At 63.7% G+C, this 18,709-nt stretch carries 18 protein-coding genes and 1 pseudogene; 6 read left to right on the forward strand and 13 right to left on the reverse strand.

Annotated elements, in window-relative coordinates; translation table 11 throughout:
• Positions 1–5: 5 nt before the first annotated feature.
• From SB756_RS11675 to SB756_RS11695, 5 genes are all read right to left on the reverse strand, one after another.
• The gene (locus tag SB756_RS11675) at positions 6–437 is read right to left on the reverse strand and encodes a hypothetical protein (protein WP_410910862.1); all 432 of its coding nucleotides are present in this window, start codon (positions 435–437) and stop codon (positions 6–8) included.
• Entirely contained in the window at positions 434–1,885 is a 1,452-nt protein-coding gene (locus tag SB756_RS11680; protein ID WP_410910863.1) for a phosphatase PAP2/dual specificity phosphatase family protein, read from the reverse strand. The genes SB756_RS11675 and SB756_RS11680 overlap by 4 nt, the downstream gene beginning before the upstream one ends.
• On the reverse strand, positions 1,886–3,640 hold the full coding sequence (locus tag SB756_RS11685) for a bifunctional alpha/beta hydrolase/class I SAM-dependent methyltransferase (protein WP_410910864.1): 1,755 nt from the start codon (positions 3,638–3,640) through the stop codon (positions 1,886–1,888).
• A 31-nt stretch (positions 3,641–3,671) separates the two neighbouring features.
• Complete coding sequence (locus SB756_RS11690) at positions 3,672–4,277, reverse strand: CDP-alcohol phosphatidyltransferase family protein (RefSeq protein ID WP_410910865.1); 606 nt, start codon at positions 4,275–4,277, stop codon at positions 3,672–3,674.
• Between the two features lie 83 nt (positions 4,278–4,360).
• A complete protein-coding gene (locus SB756_RS11695; protein WP_410910866.1) occupies positions 4,361–5,242 on the reverse strand; it encodes a LysR substrate-binding domain-containing protein in 882 nt (293 codons plus the stop codon).
• 77 nt (positions 5,243–5,319) lie between these two features.
• Between SB756_RS11695 and SB756_RS11700 the strand changes: the two genes are divergently transcribed.
• Positions 5,320–6,084 carry a sulfite exporter TauE/SafE family protein gene (locus SB756_RS11700; protein ID WP_410910867.1) on the forward strand — a complete coding sequence of 255 codons (765 nt, stop codon included), beginning with the start codon at positions 5,320–5,322 and terminating at the stop codon, positions 6,082–6,084.
• Here SB756_RS11700 and SB756_RS11705 read toward each other — a convergent pair.
• Positions 6,074–6,388: a putative quinol monooxygenase gene (locus SB756_RS11705; RefSeq protein WP_341796788.1), complete on the reverse strand. Its 315-nt coding sequence runs from the start codon at positions 6,386–6,388 to the stop codon at positions 6,074–6,076. The genes SB756_RS11700 and SB756_RS11705 overlap by 11 nt on opposite strands.
• A gap of 163 nt (positions 6,389–6,551) precedes the next feature.
• Here SB756_RS11705 and SB756_RS11710 point away from each other — a divergent pair, with 163 nt between their 5' ends.
• The 3 genes from SB756_RS11710 to ggt all read left to right on the forward strand — a co-directional run bounded on the left by SB756_RS11710 (position 6,552) and on the right by ggt (position 9,854).
• Positions 6,552–7,142 carry an NAD(P)H-dependent oxidoreductase gene (locus SB756_RS11710; RefSeq protein WP_049274996.1) on the forward strand — a complete coding sequence of 197 codons (591 nt, stop codon included), beginning with the start codon at positions 6,552–6,554 and terminating at the stop codon, positions 7,140–7,142.
• A 30-nt stretch (positions 7,143–7,172) separates the two neighbouring features.
• The gene (locus SB756_RS11715) at positions 7,173–8,069 is read left to right on the forward strand and encodes a LysR family transcriptional regulator (RefSeq protein ID WP_016497915.1); all 897 of its coding nucleotides are present in this window, start codon (positions 7,173–7,175) and stop codon (positions 8,067–8,069) included.
• 117 nt (positions 8,070–8,186) lie between these two features.
• Positions 8,187–9,854 carry a gamma-glutamyltransferase gene (gene ggt, locus SB756_RS11720; RefSeq protein ID WP_410910868.1) on the forward strand — a complete coding sequence of 556 codons (1,668 nt, stop codon included), beginning with the start codon at positions 8,187–8,189 and terminating at the stop codon, positions 9,852–9,854.
• Between the two features lie 132 nt (positions 9,855–9,986).
• Here the strand turns inward: ggt and SB756_RS11725 are convergent, their stop codons facing one another.
• The 3 genes and pseudogenes from SB756_RS11725 to SB756_RS11735 form a co-directional block, all read right to left on the reverse strand.
• A complete protein-coding gene (locus tag SB756_RS11725; RefSeq protein ID WP_410910965.1) occupies positions 9,987–10,850 on the reverse strand; it encodes a methyl-accepting chemotaxis protein in 864 nt (287 codons plus the stop codon).
• A pseudogene (locus tag SB756_RS11730) lies at positions 10,842–11,906 on the reverse strand (methyl-accepting chemotaxis protein); the annotation flags it as partial. The pseudogene SB756_RS11730 and the gene SB756_RS11725, both read right to left, overlap by 9 nt.
• 287 nt (positions 11,907–12,193) lie before the next feature.
• Positions 12,194–13,084 carry a neutral zinc metallopeptidase gene (locus tag SB756_RS11735; RefSeq protein WP_410910869.1) on the reverse strand — a complete coding sequence of 297 codons (891 nt, stop codon included), beginning with the start codon at positions 13,082–13,084 and terminating at the stop codon, positions 12,194–12,196.
• 200 nt (positions 13,085–13,284) lie between these two features.
• Here SB756_RS11735 and pcaH point away from each other — a divergent pair, with 200 nt between their 5' ends.
• On the forward strand, positions 13,285–14,004 hold the full coding sequence (gene pcaH, locus SB756_RS11740; protein WP_410910870.1) for a protocatechuate 3,4-dioxygenase subunit beta: 720 nt from the start codon (positions 13,285–13,287) through the stop codon (positions 14,002–14,004).
• Positions 14,005–14,014: 10 nt separating this feature from the next.
• Positions 14,015–14,620: a protocatechuate 3,4-dioxygenase subunit alpha gene (gene pcaG / locus SB756_RS11745; protein WP_003251601.1), complete on the forward strand. Its 606-nt coding sequence runs from the start codon at positions 14,015–14,017 to the stop codon at positions 14,618–14,620.
• A gap of 35 nt (positions 14,621–14,655) precedes the next feature.
• Here the strand turns inward: pcaG and SB756_RS11750 are convergent, their stop codons facing one another.
• The 4 genes from SB756_RS11750 to SB756_RS11765 form a co-directional block, all read right to left on the reverse strand.
• Positions 14,656–15,090 (reverse strand): cupin domain-containing protein, encoded by a 435-nt coding sequence (locus SB756_RS11750; RefSeq protein ID WP_410910871.1) that lies wholly within the window; start codon positions 15,088–15,090, stop codon positions 14,656–14,658.
• Positions 15,091–15,193: 103 nt separating this feature from the next.
• Positions 15,194–16,099, reverse strand: a complete 906-nt coding sequence (locus tag SB756_RS11755) for a LysR family transcriptional regulator (protein WP_410910872.1) — start codon at positions 16,097–16,099, stop codon at positions 15,194–15,196.
• 57 nt (positions 16,100–16,156) lie between these two features.
• Complete coding sequence (gene trmA, locus SB756_RS11760; protein WP_341796783.1) at positions 16,157–17,242, reverse strand: tRNA (uridine(54)-C5)-methyltransferase TrmA; 1,086 nt, start codon at positions 17,240–17,242, stop codon at positions 16,157–16,159.
• On the reverse strand, positions 17,239–18,534 hold the full coding sequence (locus tag SB756_RS11765; RefSeq protein ID WP_016497921.1) for an NCS2 family permease: 1,296 nt from the start codon (positions 18,532–18,534) through the stop codon (positions 17,239–17,241). Before SB756_RS11765 ends, trmA begins: the two co-directional genes overlap by 4 nt.
• Positions 18,535–18,709: the final 175 nt, after the last annotated feature.

The raw sequence follows: 18,709 nt of genomic DNA on the forward strand, positions 1-18,709 counted from the left end.
GGTGGTCATCCCTTCAAAGGCAGTGTCAGCAGGGTAGCCAAGGCCAGCGACAACTGCAGGCCCAGGCACAGTGCCTGGCGGCGCAACAGGTTCAGTGCGGCCTGGCTGCGGTCAGGCCAGGCGCGGGCGTCCGTGGCCTGCGGTTTCAGTTTCAGCTCGAACAGGGCGCGGTCCAGGGCCTGGGTGTCCGCTGCCAGGTGGTTGCTGCTGGCGAGGTGGGTGAACAGTTCGGCATCTATGGCCACGCGGATGGCCCAGTACTTGTGCACCACGCCAAGCACCAGCAGCACGCCGCACAGCAGGCTGGCCAGCGGTTGAAGTGGGGCACCCAACAAAGGTGCAAGGCCGTAGGCCAGGGCCAGCAGGGTGAGGCCGTCGGACAAGCGTTCCAGCTGTTTGCCGCGACCCAGCAGGCTGGCCACCACACGCATGTTCATGGCTGTGCTCCAAGCTGTTGCAAGGCCAGGCGGTGTGCCGGGTGCAGAACGATGCCGGGGCGGGCTTTGCGGATCAGTGCTTCGGCCTGCTGGGCGTTGCTGCAGCGGCCAGAGAGCAGCAGCCAGGCGGCCACGGCGCTGGCGCTGCGCGAATAGCCCAGAGCACAGCAGACCAGTACAGGGCCTTGGGCGTGCAGGCGTTCGATGGCGTTGGCGGCCTGTTGTAACAGGGCAACGTCCGGCGCTATCAGATCCAGGGTAGGGAAACACTGATACTCAAAGGCTTGCGCGACCGTTGTAGGAGCGGCCTTGTGCCGCGAAAGGGGCGCGAAGCGGCCCCGGTTTTTCAGCTTCGCGGCAGACATTGCCGGGGCTGTTGCGCAGCCCTTTCGCGACACAAGGCCGCTCCCACAAATGTCCGCAGTAGGGCGGCTGACAGCGCACGGCAGCTCGGCGCACAAATCGACAAGCGCAGCGAACTGCGTGCTGCGCCCAGGGATCCTCCCCAGATACACGCCATCGCACACTTCATCGGCCTGTGGGTGGTGCCGGGTCCATAGCCGCGAATTGACCCACGCTCCGACCAAATACGGTGCCAGCAGCCAGCTGGCCGCATTCGACAAGCGCCCATCGGCGCCTTTCTGAAACCCGCCTGCACCCAACACACCATAGTTCAGCGCAACCAGTGCCAGCGACACGGCCGGCCAGGCCAACCACAACCAGGCGCCGCCCGACACAATGGCAGGCACAGCGCACAAAACAGCGCCGACGGCATAATAAAACGCCACCCGCCAGCGCTTGGCATCCTGTGCTAGGCGCGCCTGTTGCCAGGGCAGTCCCCCCTGATGCGGCCACAGCCAGACGCAGGCAAACCCCGCCAATGCACCCGTGGGTACATCGATGAAATGATGCTGCCAGGTGGTCAGTACCGACACTCCGATCAACGCCATCCAGCCATGCATCAGCCATCGCCAGGGCTGGCGCTGCACATGCCGGGCAAACATCGTCCAGATGATCACCAGCAGCGCAATGTGCAGCGATGGCGCCTGGTTGAACGGTTTGTCGAAGCCCATCAGTACATCGAACAGCCAGCCGAACAGCCCACCCAGCTCTGGCCGTTCGAAGGTGAACCGCAGCGGCCACAGCAGGAAGCAGGTGACACTGATCACCTGTGCGCTGAGCAGTGCCAGCGCGTGCCGGTCCATTTCCTGGCGTGTGCGCGGCAGCAGAAAGGACAGCCCGTAGAGCAAGTCGATCGACCAGTACGGGATGATCGTCCAGGGCCACAGCGGCATGCTGCGCTCCCAGCCGAACACCAGGCTGCCGACATCACTACGCCCGGCGGTATGGTTGTTCGCCAGCCCATAGCTGAGGAAAAACAACGGCCCCAGCAGCAGAAGCCAGAACACGCCCCGGCGGATCAGCCCAGGCTCGCGTGATGGGTTCATTCAGCGCACCCGTTGTGCCAGGCTGACGCTGAAAATCCCCCATTCATCGATGCGCTGGGCCAGCTTGCGGAAACCGGCCGCCTCTACCAACTGGTCCATTTCGGCCTGGCTGCGGCGTCGCATCACCCAGGCCTCGCCACCCCGGTGGCTGGTAAGGGCGCGGGCGATCATCTCCAGTTGCGGATGCCACGGCTGGCCGGTGTAGACCAGATAACCGCCATCTTCCACGGCATCGGCCAGGCCGGCCAGCGAGTTGCCAACCAGCTGGTTGCTGGGGAACAGTTCGTAGAGCCCCGAGACCACCGCAAGGGTCGGCGGTTGCTCCAGGGTGGCCAGGCTCTGGCGGTCGAAGGCATCGCCCTGGACGAAGCGGGCGATGTCGGCCAGGCCCTTCTCGGTGATCAGCGCGCTGCCTTGCTGCACGTTAAGCTCGCTGTAGTCGCGCAGCAGGATCGAGTCCGGCAACTGCTCAAGGTCTTGCAGTGCTTCGAGGATGTAGCGGCCATGGCCGGCGGCGATATCGACAATGTGCACGGGCCGCTGTTGTTCGCGCAGCCGGGCGATGGCCAGGCTCAGCAGTTCCTCGACGTGCAGCTTGCGCTGGCGAATGCCACGCCAGCCGATGGCGTCGAGGTAGTTCTGGTCGACCAGGCGGCCCAGCTTGCCCTTGCCGGTCGGTTGGTTGCGGTACACGTAGTCGAGCGTGCTGCCCGAATCGAAGCCGGTGTCGAAGCCCAGTTTCACCCCCGCAGACAACCCCTTGCCCAGGCTAAGCCCGGCGCGGGTGGCGCGCCAGTAAAGGTCACGCGGCGAGTGGCGCGGCAACGGTGCGGCCAGGCTTTCGGCTTCGGCGCAACTGGCGCCCGTCTTGTCGGCATCAAGCAGTGACGGCAGGGCGGCGGGGCTGGCGAAGCAGTGCTCTACGAACCGTTCGATGCGCTTCAGGGCGTGGGCCCGGTCACGCTCACCGAGGGTGTCGTGGAAGAAGCCCGGCAAAATGTGCATTTCCTTGCGCGTGCTGCCCAGCCGTTCGAAAAAGCGCTCCTGCGGCTGGCGCTCGACCACGAAGTCGGCCCCAGATACCAGCAACTGGGTGGGTACCTGAATGGCCTGGGCATCCGCCACTACCCGGTCAGCGGCTTCGTACAGGCCCAGTAGCATGGTCACCGAAATCGGCCGGCTGATCAGCGGGTCGGCTACGTACGACATCACCCGCTCGGGGTCGTGAGTGAGCAGGCGTGGCTTGACGTAGCTGTTGACGAAGAAGTTGCCGCGCAAGGCCTTGAGCAGCTTCAGGCCAGGGCGGGCGAATGGCACGTACAGCTTGACCTTGAACGCGGGCGAGGCCAGCACCAGGCAGCGTACCTTGGGCGCGTAGTCGTGGGCCCAGGTGGCAATCAGCACCGCGCCGACGCTTTGCGCCAGCACCACCATGTCGTGCTCGGCGATGCCGTGATGGGCCTGGATGTGTTCGATGAAGGTTTGCACGTCGCGCACGCTGGTGGCGAACCCCGGGCTGTCGCCGCGTGCGCCTGGCGACTGGCCATGGCCGCGGGCATCCCAGGCGAAGAAGTCATAGCCCGGCATGTCCAGTTCATCGGCCAGGTGGGCCATGCGCCCGCCGTGTTCATGGCCGCGGTGGAACATCACCACGGCCCGGCGTGGCTGGTGCTCGTTGCGGGTGGCAGGCCAATGACGGTAGTGCAACTCGACACCGTCATGGGTGGAGAAGTGCAGCGCTTGCGCTTGGCGCATTATCAACGTCCTTTTTGCGGCGGCTTTGGGCTCAGCGGGTTTCGGCCAGCCCCTGGCGAACCCGGTTGTAGAGGGTATAGAGCGAGAGCGCGAGGATGACCAGCAGCAGGCCATTGATCCAGCTGCCATTCAGCAGGCCAAAGGTGACCCCGGTGCCCAGCACGCCGAAGGCAAAGGCCCGGTCGCTTTTGCCCATGGGGCCGTCGTAACGGCGCGAGGCGCCAGCCAGCGGGCCCATGACGCCGGCGTATTCGCTGAAGGTGGCACACAGCACCACCAGCACCACCAGCACCGGAGAAACCCCGGCCAGCAGGGCGAAGGGCAGGTACAGGGCGGCGTCGGCGATCACGTCGCAGAGTTCGTTGAGGTAGGCGCCGAGGGTAGATTGCTGGCCGAACTCCCTGGCCAACATGCCGTCGACGGCGTTCAGTGCCATGCGCAACAGCATCCACACCGGTATCAGGATGAACAGCCAGGTGACGTGGGGCAGGGCGGCCAGCAGCAGGCCCAGCAGGACCGACACCACGGCGGCGGCGACGGTAACCTGGTTGGCGGTGACACCGCGGTCGTAAAGGCGCTGGACTGCTGGGCGCAGCAGGGCCTGGAAGCGCGGTTTGAGCTGGTAGATCGATGCCACTGGAAAATCCTTTTTCGTAGTGCGATGAGGGGATTGTGTGCGACCGGCCGAAAAAATGCACCCACTGTGCAGGAACTGACGCTTCAACGGGTGAGGGTGGTCACCAATGCTGCGGCATAGCCCGGCAACGCCGCAAAGTCCCGCGCGCACACCAGCAACTTGCGGTTGGCCCACGCCTCCTCCAGCGCCACCCAGTGCAACGGCAGCACGCCTTGCCAGCGCTTCACGGCTGCCAGCGGTACCACCCCGACCCCGGCCCCGCCTGCAACCATGCGGATCACCCCATCGAAACCCTCGGCCCGTACCCGCACTTGCATACGGCGCCCCTCACGCAGGGCCTGTTCTTCCAGGTACAACGCCAACGCGCTAGTAGCACCCAGCCCGACATGGCCATGCACCAGGCTGTCGATGAAACTGGGCGCGACCGCACCGGCCAGCGGGTGGCCCAAGGGCGTCACCAGTACCAGCGGGTCGTCGCGAAACGGCCGGGTTTGCAGGTGTTCGTTGGGCGCTGCGGTCGAAACGATGCCAAGGTCCGCCATGCCCTGGGTAATCGCCTGCACGATGCGCAGGCTCGGCAGCTCCTGCACATCTACGCTGACCCCGGGATTTGCAGCCAGGTAGCTGGCCAGCAGTTCTGGCAGGTACTCCGTGAGTGCTGCTGTGTTGCACAGCAGGCGTACCTGGCCTTGCTGCCCTTGTGCGTACTGGCCCAGATCAAACTGCAGGCGCTCGACCTGCTGCGCTATCAGGCGTGCATGCTGCAGCAGTGCCTGACCCGCCGGTGTCGGCTGCACGCCACGGCGGTTGCGCTGCAGCAACGGGATACCCAGCGATGCCTCCATGGCGCGGATGCGTGCGCTGGCTGCCGGCAGCGACAGGTGGCTGCGGCTGGCGCCGGCAGTGATGTTGCCGCACTCCAGGGTGTGCTGGAACAGCTTGAGGTCGATCAGGTCGAAATGCATGTGGCTCTGTCTTTACAAGAGTCTGGCTGAGTATATGGCAGATTTTCCCGCTGGCCGGAAACCGCCATCATCAGCCCATGACTACTTTGCTAGCTTTCTACCAGGACATTGGCCCAGCCCTTTCGCTGCTGGTAGTGCTTACCTTCCTGCTGGCCGGCGCGGTCAAGGGGGTGATCGGCCTGGGCCTGCCGACCATCGCCATGGGCCTGCTGGGGCTGGCTATGCCGCCGGCGCAGGCAGCTGCGCTGCTGATCGTGCCGTCGACCCTCACCAACCTTTGGCAACTGGCCAGCGGCGGGCACCTGCGAGCGTTGCTGGTGCGGCTGGGGCCGATGCTGGCGCTGATCTTCATTGGCACCTTGCTGGGCAGTGCCTGGCTGGGGATCGACAGTGGCCCATGGGCCGTGCACGCGCTGGGTGCGGCCTTGCTGGTGTATGCGTTGTACGGGCTGGTCGGCCCGGGTTTGCAGCTGGCGCTGACGCACGAGCGTTGGCTGGGGCCGGTCTGTGGGCTGTTGACGGGGGTGGTCACGGCGGCAACCGGGGTTTTCGTGATACCTGCTGTGCCCTACTTGCAAAGCCTGGGCCTGAGCCGTGAACAGATGATCCAGGCCCTGGGCCTGTCGTTCACGGTGTCGACCTTGGCGCTGGCCGTTGGCCTGGCCGGGCAGGATGCCCTTGGTGGCCAGGCGTTGGGGGCTTCGCTGCTGATGTTGGCGCCCGCCTTGCTCGGCATGCTGGCCGGGCAGTGGTTGCGTCAGCGCATCAGCGCGCTGCTGTTCAAACGTTGCTTCTTCATCGGCCTGGCCGCCCTGGGCGGCCACTTGCTGATCAACGGCTAGCGCTTGATGCGCTGAGCATGTCGACCCGCTGGATATCGAAATCGCGCTCCAGGTAGTCCATGCGCTTTTCGAAGAACGCGGTCATGTGCGGCAAGGCCGAGTGCACATCCAGCGCGGCCTGGTCGGCCCACACTTCAAAGAACACGAACAGGCTCGGGTCCTGCTGGTCGCGCAGCATGTGGTACTCGATGCAGCCCGGCTCCTGGCGGCTGGGCTCGACGAAGGGGCGGAACAGGGTTTCGAACGCATCAGCCATTTCCGGGCGGGTCTTGGCTTTGAGGATAAAGGCGAACTGCTCACTCATGGGGCGCTACTCGGTGATGGGTGGTGAGTCGATTCTACGGCAATAATACTTCGATCATTCGTGACTTCCGGTCAATTGTATTTTGCCCAGTCACCCCTGTATCCCGCTCCCGCGAGCCTCTAACCTGCCGGCATCAAATTTTGACTCGGCCCGGGAGGCCAGCATGAAAAAGATCCTTCTGCTCAATGGTGGTAAACAGTTCGCTCACTCCGAGGGCCGCCTCAACGCGACCTTGCACGAAGCAGCCATCGCTCACCTGGACCGCGCCGGCTTCGATGTGCAGCAAACCTTTATCGACGGCGGCTACGACGTGCAAGCCGAGGTAGAGAAGTTTCTCTGGGCCGATGTGATCGTCTACCAGATGCCGGGCTGGTGGATGGGCGCACCCTGGACCGTGAAAAAGTACATCGACGAAGTCTTTACCGCTGGCCATGGCAGCCTTTATGCCAACGATGGCCGTACCCGTTCGGATCATTCGCAGAAGTACGGCAGCGGTGGCCTGTTGCACGGCAAGCAGTACATGCTGTCGCTGACCTGGAATGCGCCGCAGCAGGCGTTCGATGACCCGAGTGATTTCTTCGAAGGCAAGGGTGTGGATGCCGTGTACTTCCCGTTCCACAAGGCCAACCAGTTCCTTGGCATGACCGGCCTGCCGACTTACCTGGCGGTGGATGTGATGAAGCGCCCGGATGTGCCCGCGGCATTGGCGGCTTATGAGGCACATCTGGACAAGGTGTTCGGCAAGGCGATCTAATCCAGGCAGGTACCCATCACAGGCGCGAATGTGAAAACCCGATCCGAAGAACTCCAGGTATTCGTCGCCGTCATCGACTGCGGCTCGATTTCTGCCGCTGCCGAGCAGATGGGCCAGACCCCGTCCGCCGTCAGCCGCACCTTGTCGCGCCTGGAGGGCAAGCTGGGTACCACCCTGGTCAACCGTACCACCCGGCGCATGGACCTCACCGAAGAGGGCCGCTACTTCCTTGAGCGCTCACGGCTGATCCTGGAGCAGATGGACGAGATGGAAGAGCGCCTGTCGATGAACCACCAGACGCCCACCGGGCGCCTTCGCATCAACGCCGCTGCGCCGTTCATGCTGCATGCCATCCTGCCGTGGATCGGTGAATTCCGTCGCGAGTACCCGGGCATCGAGCTGGAACTGAACACCGATGACCTGATCATCGACCTGCTGGAGCAAAGCACCGATGTGGCGATCCGCATCGGCGAACTGGCCGATTCCAGCCTGCACGCGCGCAACCTGGGTTGCAGCCCGGTGCAGGTACTGGCCAGCCCGGCCTACCTGGCGCAGCACGGCACGCCGCAGCGGGTCGAGGACCTGGCCAACCACTGCCTGCTCGGCTTCAGCCAGCCCGAATCGCTCAACCATTGGCCGCTGCGCCACGCCCAGGGTGACCGCTTCAGCATCCGGCCGGCACTGATCGCCTCCAGTGGCGAGACCCTGCGCCAGCTGGCACTGGCCGGCGAGGGCATCGTCAGCCTGTCGCACTTCATGACCCATGAGGACATCCGCGCCGGGCGCCTGCAAGTGGTCCTGGCCGCGGCCAACAATGGCTACCGCCAGCCGATCCACGCGGTGTACTACCGCAATACCCAGCTGGCGCTGCGTATCCAGTGCTTCCTCGATTTCATCCAGCGCAAGCTGGCGATGTACGCCTGCTGAGTTGCCTGAACGCGACAGATCCTGTCCACAGGCGGCGAAATTTCCTATGGTTGATTGCACAGTCGAAACGCTTCGGCCTTACTGACTGCTCAACAAAAACAACACCAAGGAAGTGTCATGCGTATCGTCCCGTTCCCGTACCTGGCTCTCGCAGCCGCGATCCTGAGCTGTTCCTCGGTTTATGCCGCCACGCTGGAGGGCGGCGCAGTGGCTGCGCCCGATCAATATGGTGCACAGGTAGCCGCCGATATTCTGAAAAAGGGCGGCAACGCGGTGGACGCCGCCGTGGCAACCGCCTTCACCCTGGCTGTGACCTACCCGGAGGCCGGTAACATCGGCGGTGGTGGGTTCATGACCCTGTTCGTCGACGGCAAGCCCTACTTCCTGGACTACCGCGAGGTCGCGCCGAAGGCTGCCACGCGCAACATGTACCTGAACGACAAGGGCGAGGTCATCGAAAACCTCAGCCTGGTCGGGGTACGCGCCGCGGGTGTGCCTGGCACGGTGATGGGCCTGTGGGAGGCGCACCAGAAGTTCGGCAAGCTGCCCTGGAGCGAGCTGCTGACCCCGGCCATCGGCTATGCGAAAAACGGCTTCAAAGTGGCGGAAAAGCAGTACCAGTACCGCAACGATGCCCAGGGCATGTTCAAGACTGCGACCAACTTCAATGACTACTTCGGCAACATGAAGGTCGGCGAGCTGTTCAAGCAGCCAGAAATGGCCCAGACCCTGGAACGCATCGCCGACAAGGGCGTGAGCGAGTTCTACCAGGGCAAGACTGCCGACCTGCTGGTGGCGCAGATGCAGGCTGACAAGGGCCTGATCACCAAGGATGACTTGAAGGATTACAAAGCCGTATGGCGTGAGCCGATGGCGGTGAGCTGGCGTGGTAACGTGGTCTACACCGCACCACCGCCAAGCTCTGGCGGCGTCGCCCTGGCCCAGTTATTGGGCATCAAGGAAGACCGCGCGGCGGACTTCAAGGGGGTGGCGCACAACTCGGCGCAGTACATCCACCTGCTGGCTGAAATCGAGAAGCGCGTATTTGCCGACCGTGCCGACTACCTGGGCGACCCGGCCTTTACCAAGGTGCCGGTGGACCAACTGGTGGCCAAGGACTACTTGGCCAAGCGCGCCGCGCAGGTCAACCCGAAAGCCATTTCCGACACCGACAAGGTCAAGCCGGGCCTGGAGCCGCATCAGACCACGCATTTCTCGATCGTCGACAAGCAGGGCAACGCGGTCAGTAACACCTACACCCTCAACCTCGACTACGGCAGTGGCGTGGTGGTGAAGGGCGCAGGCTTCCTGCTCAACGACGAGATGGACGACTTCAGCGCCAAGCCCGGCGCTGCCAATGCCTTTGGCGTAGTCGGTGGCGATGCCAACGCAATCGAGCCGGGCAAGCGCATGCTGTCCTCGATGAGCCCCAGCCTGATGACCCGTGATGGCAAGGTCGAGCTGGTCATCGGTACCCCGGGCGGTTCGCGGATCTTCACCTCGATCTTCCAGGTGATGAACAACCTGTACGACTACGGTATGCCGCTGGACAAGGCGGTGGCGGCACAGCGCGTGCACCATCAGTTGCTGCCCAAGGACACTATCTACTTTGACAGCTATGCACCCCTGACCGGGCCGGTGGCGGATGAGCTGAAGAAGATGGGCTACGTGCTTGAGGACCAAGGCTGGGAGATGGGCGATATCCAGGCGATCCGGGTGGACGGGGCGAAGCTTGAGACTGCTTCCGATCCGCGGGGGCGTGGGGTGGGGATGATCGTCAAGTAATGCCTGCCAGATTGCTGGGAGGGCTTTGCCCTCCTTTCGCGGCACAAGGCCGCTCCTACAGGGGAACGCGATCTCCTGTAGGAGCGGCCTTGTGCCGCGAAAGGGCCGCAAAGCGGCCCCGGGTTACCCAGGTCAGACGCGGAACTGGCTGACCAGTGTCTGCAACTGCCCACCCAACCGCGCCAGCTCAACGCTCGACGCTGCCGTCTCGTCACTGGCCGCCGCCGTCTGCTCGGACACATCACGCACATTCAGGATGCTGCGGCTGATCTCTTCCGCCACTGCACTCTGTTGCTCCGCCGCCGCAGCAATCTGCTGGTTCATCGACTGGATGCTCGACACCGTGCTGGTGATGTTCTCCAGCGAGGCTCCGGCCTTACGTGCCAGTTCGACGCTGCTGTCGGTCAAGGTACGGCTGCCCTGCATGGCGTTCGCCACTTGCTGGGTACCATCCTGCAGGCTGGCAATCAGCGCTTCGATTTCTTCGGTGGACTTTTGCGTGCGCTGGGCCAGGCCGCGCACTTCGTCGGCGACCACGGCAAAACCACGACCGGCCTCGCCGGCACGCGCCGCCTCGATTGCCGCATTGAGCGCCAGCAGGTTGGTCTGTTCGGCCACCGACTTGATCACGTCCATCACGCTACCGATCTTCTGGCTTTCCTGCTGCAGCAGGTTCATGGCTTCGGTGGAGCGGTGCATGTCCTCGGCCAGGCGCTCGATCTGGCCAATCGCCTCGCCTACCACGCGGTCGCCGGCGCGGGCTTCGTCGTCGGCACCGGTGGCGGCATGCGAGGCCTGCTCGGCATTGCGCGCCACTTCCTGAACGGTGGCGGCCATTTCGTGCATGGCGGTGGCCACCTGGTCGGTCTCGACCTTCTGGCTGTTGGCGCCGGCACTGGTCTGTTCGGTCACTGCCGACAGCTCTTCGGCGGCGCTGGCAATCTGGGTGACGCCATCGCGGATGCCGCTGATCAGCTCGCGCAGCGTGGTGCCCATGCGCGCGATGCCTTGCTGCAGCACGCCCAGTTCGTCGCGGCGGGTGATGCGCGCATGCTGGGTGAGGTCGCCGCTGGCGATCTTTTCTACCGCTGCCAGGGTTTCACGCAGTGGGCCGGTGATCTGGCGGGTGATCAGTACCGCTGCCAGTACGCCGACCAGCAGTGCCAGCAGGGTAGCGATGGCCTGCAGGGTGCGGGCCTGGGTGCTTTCGATGTCGCGGCGTTCCAGCTGGATCTGGTACAGCGCATCGCTGCGCTTGACGATATCGGCGCCCTGCACGGTCATTTCGGCGCGTGAGGTGGTGATGTTGGCGACCGCGTCGCGGAACTGGCGCACGGCATCACGGTAGGCCAGTACCGAGCTTTCGAACTGTTGCAGGCGGGCGTCTTCGGCGGGCAGCTGGCGCTTGAGGTTGTCGATATCGGCTAGCGCTGCATCCAGCTGGCGCAGGGCGGCCTGCTCGTTGGCAGCACTGTTGTCGGCAATGTAGCCGCGCACGTCGATGCGCACCTGCAGCAGTTGCTGGCGGGCCTTGCTGATCAGCTGGTACTGGGCCAGGCGCACGCTGTCGGCCTCTGGGCGCGCCATGACTTCCTGGCTGAGGGCGTCCATGGCCTGGTCGGCGCGGGTGGCCGAGCCGTCCATGGCAACGCGCGCAGCGCGGGTAGCGTCGTAGCCTTGGCGCATCTTGTTCAGCGACACCTTGTAGGCGCTGATGGTTGCGCCCAGCTCATTCAGCAGCTTGACGTTGTCCGGGCTTGTGAAGGTGCTGGCCAGGTAGGCCTGCTGCTTGCTGAAGGCATCCAGCTTGGTCTGGGTGTTGGCGGCGGCAGCATCGTCGCCGTTGGCGATCATGTACTGCAGGCGCGCGATGCGCAGGTCGGTCAGGTCTTTGTTGAGCTGGCCGATGTCACCCATCCAGTTGCTACGGTCGATCAGGCTGCCCAGGCTGGTCCAGCCGGTCAGAGCCAGCAGGCCGGTGAGGATCAGCACCAGGCCGAAGCCCAGGCCAAGTTTGAGGTTGACGCTGATGTTAGCGAACCAGCTGTTCATGCACGCTCTCCAGAAGTAGTTTTCGCTCTCTTGATCTTCGATCGCAAGGCGTTGTTGTTCTGGCTGCCCGCTGATTCGTGCAGGGGTTATCGGCAATGATCAGGGAAGCTGAAACGCTTTTTCAGCAAAAGACGGTCTTGCACCATCACTCAGGCTGCCGCCTCACCTTGTAGGAGCAGCCTTGTGCTGCGAAGAGGCCGGTAAGGCTAAAGATTGTCTTCGGCTGCAATGGCCTCTTCGCAGCACAAGGCTGCTCCTACAAGGACCGCACCTGCATGCGGCAGATGTTAGAGGCTGCGCGCGCTGAAGGTATCGCAGCTGTTCACCTCGCCTTGGGCAAACCCGGCCTTGAACCAGCGTACCCGCTGCGCCGAAGTGCCATGGGTGAACGAGTCCGGCACCACGCGCCCACGGCCTTGCTGTTGCAGGCGGTCATCGCCAATGGCGTTGGCGGCGTTCAGCGCTTCCTCGACGTCACCCGGTTCCAGCCAGTTCAGGCGCTTTTGCGCCTGGTAAGCCCACACGCCGGCGAGGCAGTCGGCCTGAAGTTCCTGGCGCACCAACAGGCCGTTGTCGCCCTCCATGCGCTGGCCGTTGCGGCGTGCGGCATCGACCTTGGCCGAAACACCCAGCAGGGTCTGTACGTGGTGGCCGATTTCGTGGGCGATCACGTAGGCCTGGGCGAAGTCGCCCGCCGCAGCGAAGCGGGTTTCCATTTCGCGGAAGAACGACATGTCCAGGTACACCCGTTGGTCAGCCGGGCAGTAGAACGGCCCCACCGCCGCCGAAGCAAAGCCACAGGCCGAATTGACCTGGCCACTGAACAGCACCAGCTTGGGGTCGCGGTATTGCTTGCCGGCTTCGGCAAACAGCGCTTTCCAGGTGTCCTCGGTATCGCCCAGCACCGAGGCGACGAACTCGGCCTGCTGGTCGTTGGCCGGTGGCGCCTTGGCGCCTGTGCCACTGGGTGCCGTTTGCTGTTGCTGCTGTTCCATCTGGCCGGTGAGCTGGCCAAGAATCTGCAATGGGTCCTGCCCGGTGAGCCAGCCGATGCCAACGATCAGCAGAATCGCCCCAAGCCCCAGCCCTTTGCCGCCGCCGAAACGCATGCCGCCACCGCCACCTTCACCCCGGGCATCCACCACGTTGTCGCTGCGTCGGCCTTTTCGCCATTCCATGAGTGCTCTCCCGAGCGTGAAACAAGAAGACAAAGATTAGTTCAGGAACTGCACAACTGTCAGGCCAAGGTGTTAATCCATAACCATTTGGTTATGTATGGAGTGGTCGATTTCAATATTAATTGCGCGCGACCTCCCGGAAACTGTAAGTCCGCCTGCCACGCCCAGGCGTTCACATAATTCCAAGAGAGGAATCCGGCATGCCCGCACAGGACAACAGCCGCTTCGTGATCCGTGATCGCAACTGGCACCCCAAAGCCCTTACGCCTGACTACAAAACGTCCATTACCCGCTCGCCGCGCCAGGCCCTGGTCAGCATTCCACAGTCGATCAGCGAAACCACTGGTCCGAACTTCTCCCACCTGGGCTTCGGCGCCCACGACCATGACCTGCTGCTGAACTTCAACAACGGTGGCCTGCCAATCGGCGAGCGCATCATCGTTGCCGGCCGCGTGGTCGACCAGTACGGCAAGCCTGTGCCGAACACCCTGGTGGAGATGTGGCAAGCCAACGCCGGTGGCCGCTATCGGCACAAGAACGACCGTTACCTGGCACCGCTGGATCCGAACTTTGGTGGTGTCGGCCGTTGCCTGACCGACAGCGACGGCTATTACAGCTTCCGCACCATCAAGCCGGGCCCGTACCCATGGCGCAACGGCCCGAACGACTGGCGCCCGGCGCACATCCACTTCGGCATCAGCGGCCCGTCGATTGCCACCAAGCTGATCACCCAGCTGTATTTCGAGGGTGACCCGCTGATCCCGATGTGCCCGATCGTCAAGTCGATCGCCAACCCTGAAGCTGTACAGCAGTTGATCGCCAAGCTCGACATGAGCAACGCCAACCCGATGGACTGCCTGGCCTACCGCTTTGACATCGTGCTGCGCGGCCAGCGCAAGACCCACTTCGAAAACTGCTGAGGAACCCGCCATGCCAATCGAACTGCTGCCGGAAACCCCTTCGCAGACCGCCGGCCCCTACGTGCACATCGGCTTGGCCCTGGAAGCGGCCGGCAACCCGACCCGCGATCAGGAAATCTGGAACCGCCTGGCCAAGCCAGACGCGCCAGGCGAGCACATCCTGCTGCTCGGCCAGGTGTATGACGGTAACGGCCACCTGGTGCGCGACTCGTTCCTGGAAGTGTGGCAGGCCGACGCCAATGGCGAGTACCAGGATGCCTACAACCTGGAAAACGCCTTCAACAGCTTTGGCCGCACCGCTACCACCTTCGATGCCGGTGAATGGACCCTGCACACGGTCAAGCCGGGTGTGGTGAACAACGCGGCTGGCGTACCGATGGCGCCGCACATCAACATCAGCCTGTTTGCCCGTGGTATCAACATCCACCTGCACACGCGCCTGTATTTCGATGACGAAGCCCAGGCCAACGCCAAGTGCCCGGTGCTCAACCTGATCGAGCAGCCACAGCGGCGTGAAACCTTGATTGCCAAGCGTTGCGAAGTGGACGGGAAGACGGCGTATCGCTTTGATATCCGTATCCAGGGGGAAGGCGAGACGGTGTTCTTCGACTTCTGATGGAAACCCGGGGCCGCACAGCGGCCCCGGGGCTATCAGCCGTTCACAGGCTTCAGGTCAAACGCATCCGCCTGGTACTGGAACAGCAGGCAATCGGCCGCCGCAGTGCATCCGCTTTCATGCACCAGGTCGGCCGGCAGCCTGTAGTAGGACCCGGCTGAAAACTCGGTGCGTTTGCCATCGATTACCGCGTAGAAAGTACCCTTCAGCACCACGGTCGGCAGTGCCTGGCTGTGCTGGTGTAGACCGTTGTCGGTCCCTTTCCTGAATTTCACATAGGCCGAGTAAGGCCCCTTGCCGAAAATGTCCCCCTCAACGTTGGCGTAGCTGACTGCGCCGTTGGTGTTGGGTACGTCCTGCCACTTCAATGCTGCGCTATCGGGTACTGACACGGTTTTTTCTGCTGCGTTGATGCCAACGGCCAGGGTGGCGAGCGCCACGCCCGCAATGATTGCCTGCAATGCCTTCATGGTGGTGTTCCTTCGTTGAGTGACAGTGCAACGAAGCCTAACCAAACACTTTCTGCACAAATACGGGTCTCGGTGCGCATGACTTGTTCCTGATTTGCACAGATCAGGCCTGCCATCTCGGCTGCGCGTAGTAGGTTTGGGCATAGTCCAGCAACGCCCGCACTTTGGGTGCCAGGTAGCGGCTTTGCGGGTACACCGCATACAGGTTGCGTGGTGGCAGGTTCCAGTCCTTTAGTACCGGCACCAGGCGCCCGTCCAGCAAGGCGTCATGCACGATAAAACGATCGAAGCTGGCAATGCCCAGCCCGCCAATGGCAGCAGCGCGCAGGGCCATCGGCGAGTTGGCGCTGAGGCGCCGGGGCATCAGGATGTTGCGCTGTTCACCCTCTGGGTTGGTCAGATACAGACGCTGTGGGTGAGGCAGATTGCTGTAGCCGAGCAGGGGATGGTCAACCAGTGTGTCGAGGGAAGTTGGCGTGCCGTGACGTTCCAGGTAGCGAGGTGCCGCCACCAGTAGCACCTCGCTGTGGGCCAGCAGGCGGGCTACCAGGCTGGAGTCGGGCAGATGTTCGGTAATCCGAAGGCAGACATCGATTTGCTCTTCCAGCAGGTCGATGAAGCGATCGCTGCAATTGAGCTCGACCTGCAGCTGTGGGTGGCGCTCGACGAAGTCCGGCAGCCAGCGCCCCAGTTCAAGTTCGCCGAACGCAGTTGCCACGCCCAGGCGCAGGGTACCCGCGGGTTGCTGCTGATGCTCCGAAAGCTCCAGGGTCATCGCCTGCATCTGTTCGAGGATCTGCACGCAGTGGCGGTAGAAGAGTGTTCCTGCTTCGGTCAGGTGCAGGCGGCGGGTGGTGCGGGTGAGCAGTTGCGTGCCCAGCTGGCGTTCCAGCTGTTTCACCTGGCGTGACAGCACGGTGTGGGACAGGCCTGCCTGGCTGGCGGCGGCACTGAAGCTGCCGAGGTCGACGACCCGGCGAAAGGCCTGCATGGCGTTCAACTGGTCCATCGGTACAGCTCCCCTCAAGCGCCCGGTGGAGCCTTGCAGGCCCCACCGGGTAGCAGATCAGCGCCGCACCAGCAACACGCCGCTTTCCATGTGATGGGTATACGGGAACTGGTCGAACAGCGCGCAGTGTTCGATACGGTGGGTATCTTGCAGCTGGGCGATGTTCTGCGCCAGTGTCTCGGGGTTGCAGGAGATGTACAGGATCCGCTCGAAACGCCGGGTCAGCTCGCAGGTGTCAGGGTCCATCCCCGCGCGCGGCGGGTCGACAAACACAGTGCCGAAGTCATAGCTTTTCAGGTCGATGCCTTCCAGGCGACGGAACGGCCGCACCTCATTCAGCGCCTGGGTCAGCTCTTCGGCCGACAAGCGTACCAGGCGGACGTTATCCACAGCGTTCTCGTCGAGGTTGCTGAGCGCGGCATTGACCGAGGTCTTGCTGATTTCGGTCGCCAGCACCTGGCGCACGCGGGTGGCCAGCGGCAGGGTGAAGTTGCCGTTGCCGCAGTACAGCTCCAGCAAATCGTCCTGGCGCTCGCCAATGGCCTCGAAGGCCCAGCTCAGCATCTTCTGGTTCACCGCGCCGTTGGGCTGGGTGAACGCGCCTTCCGGCTGGCGATAGCTGAACACACGGCCAGCCACGTCGAGTTTTTCCACCGCGTAGTCGCGGCCGATCACCAGGCGCTTGCCCTTGGAGCGGCCGATGACGCTCACGCCCAGCGCTTCAGCCAGTTGCCGCGCTTCTACTTCCCAGGCCTCGTCCAGCGGGCGGTGGTAGCACATCGTGATCATCGCATCGCCGGCCAGGGTGGTGAGGAACTCTACCTGGAACAGGCGGTTGCCCAGTTCCTCGCTGGCCTGCCATGCCGCCTTCAGGCGCGGCATCAGTGCATTGATGCGCTGGCTGGCAATGGGGAAATCCTCGATCAGGATCGCCTTGTGCTTCTCGCCCGGGGCAAACATGGCGTAGTGGCGCTGGCCATCCTCGCGCCACAGGCGGAACTCGGCGCGCAGGCGGTAGTGCTCGCGCGGCGAGTCGAAAACAGCCGGTTCCGGCGCGCCGAATGGCGCCAGCAGCTCGCGCAGCCGGGCCACTTTGGCGTCCAGCTGGGTGGCGTAGGAGGAGGGGTCGAAAGCAGCACTCATGCGTTGAACCAGCCCAGCTTGATGACGAACAGGATGGAAAGGATCACCAGGGCCGGGTTCAGGTCGCGGTGGCGGCCGGAGATCAGCTTGACGGCGGTCCAGGAAATGAAGCCGAAGGCGATGCCGTTGGCGATCGAGTAGGTCAGCGGCATGGCCAGGGCCGTCACCACCACCGGTGCGGCTTCGGTGACGTCGTCCCAGTTTATTTCTGCCAGGCCCGAGGCCATCAGCACGGCGACGAACAGCAGCGCCGGCGCGGTGGCGAACGCCGGCACGCTACCGGCCAGGGGGGCGAAGAACAGCGCCAGCAGGAACAGCACGGCAACCACGATGGCAGTCAGGCCGGTGCGGCCACCGGCGCTCACGCCCGCAGCGGACTCGATGTAGCTGGTGGTGGTCGAGGTGCCCAGCAGGGAACCGGCCATGGCGGCGGTGCTGTCGGCGATCAGGGCGCGGCCCATTTTCGGCATGTGGCCGTCCTTGCCCATCAGGCCGGCGCGCTTGGCCACGGCGATCAGGGTGCCGGAGTTGTCGAACAGGTCGACGAACAGGAACGCGAAGATCACGCTGATCAGGCCTACATCGAGGGCACCGGCGATGTCCAGCTGCAGGAACGTAGGTGCCAGCGAAGGTGGCATCGACACGATACCGCCGAACGGCGTGACGCCCATCGCGATCGATGCGACGGTGACGGCCAGGATGCCGATCAACACCGCGCCGCGCACCTTCAGCGACTCAAGGCCGACGATCAGGAAGAAGCCCAGGGTGGCGAGAATCACCGACGGCTGCTTGAGGTCGCCCATGCCGACCAAGGTGGCCGGGTTATCAACGACGATGCCGGCGTTATGCAGGGCGATCAATGCCAGGAACAGACCGATGCCGGCGGCAATAGCCGAACGCAGCGGCAGCGGGATGCTGTTCACGATCCACTCGCGGATGCGGAAGATCGACAACAGGAAGAACATCACCGCCGACAGGAACACCGCGCCCAGCGCCACTTGCCAGGTGTGGCCCATGTGCAGCACCACGGTGTAGGTGAAGAACGCGTTCAGGCCCATGCCCGGCGCCAGGGCGATCGGGTAGTTGGCAATCAGGCCCATGGTCGCAGAGCCGATGGCCGCTGCCAGGCAGGTGGCGACGAAGATCGCGCCCTTGTCCATGCCGGTCTCGCCGAGGATGCTCGGGTTGACGAACAGGATGTAGGCCATGGCCAGGAAGGTGGTGACGCCCGCGAGAATCTCGGTGCGCACGTTGGTGTTGTGTGCTCTTAGTTGAAACAGCCTTTCCAGCATGCCCGCTCCCCAAGGCGCCCCCGGCGCCATGAATGTATCGACCCCATCAGCAAAGCACAGACCGTACCGGTTGCCGTGGTTTTGTGTGGGGAGGAAAAAAGCCGCGCATCATACCAGCATGCTTGGCAGGGGCCTATGGCCGTTGGGGAATGGGTTTCCATGGCCGGTACCGGCC

The organism is Pseudomonas sp. SIMBA_068 (genome assembly GCF_046534705.1).
Classification (GTDB): domain Bacteria; phylum Pseudomonadota; class Gammaproteobacteria; order Pseudomonadales; family Pseudomonadaceae; genus Aquipseudomonas; species Aquipseudomonas putida.

Bases quoted from the DNA above. Each gene is read 5' to 3' on its own strand.
- ggt (WP_410910868.1), top strand. From the start codon at position 8,187: ATGCGTATCGTCCCGTTCCCGTACCTGGCTCTCGCAGCCGCGATCCTG.
- SB756_RS11765 (WP_016497921.1), bottom strand. From the start codon at position 18,534: ATGCTGGAAAGGCTGTTTCAACTAAGAGCACACAACACCAACGTGCGC.
- SB756_RS11755 (WP_410910872.1), bottom strand. From the start codon at position 16,099: ATGGACCAGTTGAACGCCATGCAGGCCTTTCGCCGGGTCGTCGACCTC.
- SB756_RS11705 (WP_341796788.1), bottom strand. From the start codon at position 6,388: ATGAGTGAGCAGTTCGCCTTTATCCTCAAAGCCAAGACCCGCCCGGAA.
- SB756_RS11700 (WP_410910867.1), top strand. From the start codon at position 5,320: ATGACTACTTTGCTAGCTTTCTACCAGGACATTGGCCCAGCCCTTTCG.
- SB756_RS11735 (WP_410910869.1), bottom strand. From the start codon at position 13,084: ATGGAATGGCGAAAAGGCCGACGCAGCGACAACGTGGTGGATGCCCGG.
- pcaG (WP_003251601.1), top strand. From the start codon at position 14,015: ATGCCAATCGAACTGCTGCCGGAAACCCCTTCGCAGACCGCCGGCCCC.
- SB756_RS11675 (WP_410910862.1), bottom strand. From the start codon at position 437: ATGAACATGCGTGTGGTGGCCAGCCTGCTGGGTCGCGGCAAACAGCTG.
- SB756_RS11695 (WP_410910866.1), bottom strand. From the start codon at position 5,242: ATGCATTTCGACCTGATCGACCTCAAGCTGTTCCAGCACACCCTGGAG.
- pcaH (WP_410910870.1), top strand. From the start codon at position 13,285: ATGCCCGCACAGGACAACAGCCGCTTCGTGATCCGTGATCGCAACTGG.
- SB756_RS11725 (WP_410910965.1), bottom strand. From the start codon at position 10,850: ATGGGCACCACGCTGCGCGAGCTGATCAGCGGCATCCGCGATGGCGTC.
- SB756_RS11710 (WP_049274996.1), top strand. From the start codon at position 6,552: ATGAAAAAGATCCTTCTGCTCAATGGTGGTAAACAGTTCGCTCACTCC.
- SB756_RS11685 (WP_410910864.1), bottom strand. From the start codon at position 3,640: ATGCGCCAAGCGCAAGCGCTGCACTTCTCCACCCATGACGGTGTCGAG.
- SB756_RS11680 (WP_410910863.1), bottom strand. From the start codon at position 1,885: ATGAACCCATCACGCGAGCCTGGGCTGATCCGCCGGGGCGTGTTCTGG.
- SB756_RS11750 (WP_410910871.1), bottom strand. From the start codon at position 15,090: ATGAAGGCATTGCAGGCAATCATTGCGGGCGTGGCGCTCGCCACCCTG.
- trmA (WP_341796783.1), bottom strand. From the start codon at position 17,242: ATGAGTGCTGCTTTCGACCCCTCCTCCTACGCCACCCAGCTGGACGCC.